General features: G+C 68.6%; 6 protein-coding genes and 1 pseudogene. 2 read left to right on the top strand and 5 right to left on the bottom strand.

The annotated features are described in order from the left end of the window. A pseudogene (locus tag F8271_RS29745) lies at positions 1 to 353 on the bottom strand (ArsR family transcriptional regulator); the annotation flags it as partial. 68 nt (positions 354 to 421) lie between these two features. Here F8271_RS29745 and F8271_RS29740 point away from each other — a divergent pair. After that, positions 422 to 1,672: an MFS transporter gene (locus F8271_RS29740; protein WP_151493137.1), complete on the top strand. Its 1,251-nt coding sequence runs from the start codon at positions 422 to 424 to the stop codon at positions 1,670 to 1,672. 664 nt (positions 1,673 to 2,336) lie between these two features. On the opposite strand, the gene F8271_RS29735 is transcribed toward F8271_RS29740, so the two are convergent. From F8271_RS29735 to F8271_RS29725, 3 genes are all read right to left on the bottom strand, one after another. Next, entirely contained in the window at positions 2,337 to 2,792 is a 456-nt protein-coding gene (locus tag F8271_RS29735; protein WP_151493136.1) for a SitI3 family protein, read from the bottom strand. A gap of 14 nt (positions 2,793 to 2,806) precedes the next feature. Beyond that, the gene (locus F8271_RS29730) at positions 2,807 to 3,217 is read right to left on the bottom strand and encodes a hypothetical protein (protein WP_151493135.1); all 411 of its coding nucleotides are present in this window, start codon (positions 3,215 to 3,217) and stop codon (positions 2,807 to 2,809) included. Positions 3,218 to 3,402: 185 nt separating this feature from the next. Beyond that, on the bottom strand, positions 3,403 to 3,930 hold the full coding sequence (locus F8271_RS29725) for a DUF6244 family protein (protein ID WP_151493134.1): 528 nt from the start codon (positions 3,928 to 3,930) through the stop codon (positions 3,403 to 3,405). Positions 3,931 to 4,149: 219 nt separating this feature from the next. On the opposite strand from F8271_RS29725, the gene F8271_RS29720 reads away from it, so the two are divergent. Beyond that, complete coding sequence (locus F8271_RS29720) at positions 4,150 to 5,049, top strand: hypothetical protein (protein WP_225854850.1); 900 nt, start codon at positions 4,150 to 4,152, stop codon at positions 5,047 to 5,049. Here F8271_RS29720 and F8271_RS33545 read toward each other — a convergent pair. Next, a partial coding sequence (locus F8271_RS33545; protein WP_225854587.1) for a hypothetical protein occupies positions 5,050 to 5,242 on the bottom strand: 193 nt, incomplete at its 5' end.

The following is a 5,242-nucleotide window of genomic DNA, read 5'->3' as shown; positions in this document are numbered from 1 at the left end:
CGCCGCGCCGGGTCCCGCAGTGTCGTCAACCGGTCCAGGTCCGTGCGCACCTGCTGCGGTGCGGTGCGGCGGAGATCTGCGAGCTCGGTCTGCAGATCCGGTACCGGCGTCGTCGGGGGTGGTGTGACGAAGTCGGGGATGTACCAGCTCGGCACTGGCACCAGGGCGAACAGTAGGTCGAAGGCGCCCGCTGCCGCGGCCACCCGGGGTGCCACCTGTTTGACCCACGGAACGTGCAGGGCGTGCGCCGCTGGATCCTTGAGCACGCGGACGCTGGCGACGATCTCCTGCATCGGCGAGAACGCGAACCGCATCACCGCGAGGTCGTACGCCGAGAACCCGATGGTGAGCATCGCCCTCCTGGAATTTAGCCTGGTCTAAATCTATCGAGCTGACGGTCCTGTCGCAGCATGCTCTCGGCATGGCGAATCGAGACTTCGAACTGCTCTTCGCAAGTACGGCGGTGAGTCGGCTCGGCAGCGAGATCAGCTACATCGCCTTCCCTCTGGCGGCGATCGTGGCCCTGCAGGCCGGCCCGGAACAGGTGGGCCTGCTCAACGCCGCCACCACGGCGGCGTTCCTGCTGATCGGCCTGCCCGCCGGGGTGTGGGTCGACCGGATGCGCCGACGGCCCGTCCTGCTCGCCGCCGACCTCGTCCGGTTCCTGCTGCTGGCCTGGGTACCGCTGGCGTGGTGGTGGGGGATCCTCACGATGACCCAACTCTTCGTCGTCGCCTTCCTGGTTGGCGCGGGCCGGGTCTTCTCGGACGTGGCGGCGCAGAGCTATCTGCCGACGGTCGTGGGACGCGAGCACCTGGTGGCCGGTAACGCCCGCCTCGCCGGCACCGAGGCGGTCTCCCGGATCGTCGGTCGAGGGGCCGGCGGCGCCCTCGTGCAGGCACTGACCGCGCCGGTGGCCATCGCCGTCGACGCGGTCACTTACCTGTGGTCGTTTCTCTGCCTGTGCCTGATCCGCCGCCAGGAGCCGGCACCTGCCGTACCCGACGGGCCCCGGCATTTGTGGCGGGAGATCGGTGAGGGCCTGCGTTACGTCGCCGGACAGCCCGCCCTGCGTGCCGTCGCCGCATCAGGTGCGCTGGTGAACCTGGCCTCCACGGTCATCGTCGTCATCGTTCCGCTGCTGATCGTCCGGGAACTGCGGTTGCCGGAGGGACTGGTCGGCGTCTTCTTCGCCGTGGGCGGGGTGGGCGCGGTCCTGGGCACGATGGCCGCCCGGCGACTCGCGCTGCGCTTCGGCTACGGGCGGACCCTCATCGTCGCCGCGACGACCGTGGCACCCGTCTACCTGCTGCTGCCCTTCGCCGATCGGGGAGTCTGGCTGTGGGCCGCCGCCGTGGCCTACCTGTTGATGATGGCGAAGGCGTCGATCGACAACGTACTGCTGGTCAGCTTCCGGCAGACCATCACCCCGGACCGGATGCTGGGCCGGATGAACGCCACCATGCGTTTCGTGCTCTCCGGGGCACTGCCGATCGGCTCGGTGCTCGCCGGTCTCGTTGGAGAGCACGTGTCGCTGCGCGCCGCGCTCTGGTGCGGCACCGTCGGCATGGCCGTCGCCTGGGTTCCGATCTTTCTATCGCCACTGCGCACGATGGTGCTGCTGCCGACCGGCCCGGCAGAGCCCGCGCCGGTTGCTGCCGCGCCACGGTGAAGCGGCCCCGCATGGGCCGCTTCAACCAGGTGATCGCGGCCGGAGACCGCCGTCCGACCCTGCCGAGCAGATGAGTCCCGAGCCCGCTTATCGTCGCTGGTCTTCGACAAGCGAGCACAGCAACGCGCGTTGCGACCCACTAACACGAAGACAAAATAGGAACCGGCAGGTAGTCAGCCTCCGGGTACAGATAGAGCGTCGTCTTAGGAAACCGATGCTCTATCCCCTGAGCTACGGGGGCGCGAGGGCCTAGTCTAGCGACCTGGGGGTTCACCTGGGGTGGCAGGGAGTGGCCGACGTTCACCCACGTTCCCCGGACCGCCGTTGTCCCAGCCCAGGACCACACCCCGAGCACACGAACCCCGGTTTGCGACCGGTGGTCGGCCGCGGTGACCCGCGTTGGCACCGATTCACCCGAATTGGCATCCGCTGGAGAGCACACACCGCGCACATCATCGAAGATCATGTGCGGCTGTCCGCTCCCCCGGCTGGGCGCCGCCTCCCACGGGGGATCCGGCCAGGTCGCCATCAGCCACGCGGTGGCTGGTCGTCGTTGTCGCGGGCCAGGTCCGTCGGGTTGTCGAGGAAGACGACGTCGACGTCGCGCACGGACGACGGGTCGAAGCCGCGTCGTTCGTCAGCGGGTCACCCGCGCTCGGCTGGCTCATGGGGTGATGAGGTCGTCTATGCCGTAGTGGCTCCACCAGGTAGGCCGATGTCTGCGGAGTTCGCCTGCGGTGCGGGTCAGCAGGAGCCAGTTTCCGTTCTGGACCAGCGCCGCGTCCTCCTGCCGGGCGGCCAACACACGTGCGACGGCCTTCATCATGTTCGGGATCCCCTTGTCGACCAGGTCGTCTGCCCGCATGGAGAAGTCGATGTCGACGTACGTCTCCGGCTCCCACTCCCAGCGGGCACCGTCGTCGGCCTCGGCATCGAAATAACCCTGGCTCCCTGAGGAGACGGTCAGCGCGTACCCGCGGGTGTCGTAGAGCCGAGCACTGAACAGCCGCGGGTTGGTGCCGCTCGGCCTAGGCTTCTCGGCGGGTTCGGCTGCCACGAGATCAGCCACGTGGTCCAGGGGCAGGTCACCCGCCAGGGTCAACCTGAACTCGACAGCCATCTCTGCGCCTCTCCTCAGTCTCGACGGACGATCTGCACGATCGCGCCACTCGGCGTTACCGCGACGAGTTCTTTCAGCTTCTCGACGGGCCAGGTGTCGAACTGTGTCCGCAGGGCCGCGAGGTCTCCGTGCCAGTCGTGCAGGTTCAGCACCACGCGTTGGGTCTGCTCCTTGTCGACCTTGGCGCGGACCTCGCTCCAGACGCCCCGTACCGGCTTGCCGAGAGTGGGCGAATAGCAGTCGAACACGTGACCTTCGATCAGGTAATCCGGGTCTTTGTTCGGGTTGCCGGAGTCGCCGGTGCGAAGCCGGGCGTCGGCGATCTCCTGCCTGGTGGGGTTCTGGTGGACCCGGTAGCTCTTGCTGGCGACTATATCGGCGCATTCGTTCTCGAGTTCCAACGGACGTCGCCCTTCGTCGTCCAACCGGGGTGGAATTCTGGTTCTCGGACCGGTCGGCGTCCCGCCCGAGACACCGGTTGGCTGTCTGGTCCAGGGCGTGCCGTAGCCGTGTTCAGCGGATGTGGCGTCGCCGGCGGCATGAGGTGTCGACGGCGGGTCGCCGTGCTCGGAAGGGGTAGGGCTGGCCGGTAGGTGACGGCCAGCCCCTGTCAGTTTCCCGACGACCCCAACTGCCGGGCCTGCGCGATCGCCGCTTCGACGGCCTGCCGGGCCCCGCCGGTGCGCTGAACGACCAGCACCAGGACCTGCTTGATGCCGTCCAGGGCCTGCAGCAGCGGCCCGGGCTGCCCGCCCTGCAGGACCATGGCGACGAGTTGCTGCGCCTCCCCGACTCCGGTGATGACCCCGGTCGCCGCGTCACGAGCGGCGTCCACGGCGCTCTGCACGGGCGCCAGCCCGGCGATCGTCTCCTGGGGGGTGGCTTCGTTCGGCACCGCCGCAGTGGCCTTCGTCGCCTCACCAATCGCACCGGCGAGACTTCCCAGGCCGCCCTGGATGCCCGTGATCGCGTTGCGCACCCGCGCCACACCCGCCGCCACGGCGACGAAGCCCGCGCCCGCGGCCCGCAACGCCACCTCCTGCGCCTGACTGTCAGCGGCGGCTGCCAACCCCTGCGCGCGTTCGACCCCGGTCATCAACGCGCGGAACTCACCGGTGATCGTCTCGATCTGCGACACGTGGCCGGCACCCCAATCGATGAAAGCGAAAGTGCTGGACAGCTGAACCTACCGGGCTCCTTGTGAGGCCACCAGACACGGCGAGGCGGTCGGCACCGCAGACAGCCGCCGCGATGCGAGTAGTCGCACGAGCGGCTTCCGGTCCAGATTCCAGCTCGTGGAGTGGGGTCTGTGGCTGTCGTGTCCGGCTGTCGACGTGTCAGCATCGACGGGACGGCGGTGCGGGTGTTCGCGTCGGGAGGCTCGGTGGGTAATCGCAAGCGCAGTGGCCGTCGGCAGCGGCGGGAGCCGATCCGCCGGATGATCCCGCCCACCCGCGTGCCCGGCAGCCGGCGCTCTCACCGCCCGGACGAGACGGCGTTGATGCCGAAATTTGAGTACAGCCCGATGTTCGGACGGCTCGTCGACGCGCCGGTGGAGATGGTGCCGCTGCTCGCGGTCCTAGCCGTTCTGCACCAGGCGCAGAGCGGCATGCCGGTGGGTACCTGTGTCCCGACGAGTCATCAGGTCAGTGGGGCGCTACGGCACCTTGGCTTCGAGGCCGAGGCGGTCGCCGCGTACGCCTCGCTGTACCGGGTGACCGACACGTTTACCGAGGTGTCCGAGGTCGGCGTGTGGAAACGACCGCCGGTCGTCCATGCCGATGGCACCACAAATGGCCACATGGTTGTTTGGACGCCGTCGTTCGCGCAGCTCGTGGACGCCACCCTGGTGCAGGACCCGCTTCTGCTGGCCGCCGCCCAGGTTGATCCGGTCTACTCGACGCCGGTGTTCGTCGAGGTTCCCACCAACCGGAGGGAGTTTTTCGCGGCTCGGCCCGTCGCCTGGCTCGACGATCACCTGTACGCGTCCTGGGTCCTGCTGCCGGAGTGGACCCGGCTGATGGACCCGGTTCTGGCAGGGGAGGCCAGCACGGTCGTGGAACTCGGCGCACTCGGTCTGGCCACCGACGCGCTCCGCCTCATCGCGGCCGTCGCGGAGGAGCGGGATCTGAGCGCGATGCTGGTCCAGTGCCCGCGGCTCGGGGCGCTGCTCCGAGGTGAACACCAGCTACCGGAGTTGCCAGTCGAGCCACCGCCGCATCTTGCTTCAGGGGCAATGCCACGTAGCTTAAGTTGATCATGTTGTGTGGGGTCGAAGACGGTAGATGTGAACGGTGGCTGGGTCTGGGTGGCGGATGCTGGCCGGCTCGTCGCGATTCTTGACGCGGTAGCTGTTGTGGCGGGCTCGTTTGACGGCGCGGGGGCAGGTGCGTTCCCGGCGTTCGGGGATCAGCAGGGCGGCGAGGCCGGCGAGGTGGGCCGGTAGTTGG

Source organism: Micromonospora sp. ALFpr18c (genome assembly GCF_008868155.1).
GTDB lineage: Bacteria > Actinomycetota > Actinomycetes > Mycobacteriales > Micromonosporaceae > Micromonospora.
This window is presented reverse-complemented; position numbering and strand designations above follow the sequence as displayed.

What these genes read in the sequence shown, in the direction of transcription:
- F8271_RS29740 (WP_151493137.1), top strand. Translation starts at nt 422, where the DNA reads ATGGCGAATCGAGACTTCGAACTGCTCTTCGCAAGTACGGCGGTGAGT.
- F8271_RS29735 (WP_151493136.1), bottom strand. Translation starts at nt 2,792, where the DNA reads ATGGCTGTCGAGTTCAGGTTGACCCTGGCGGGTGACCTGCCCCTGGAC.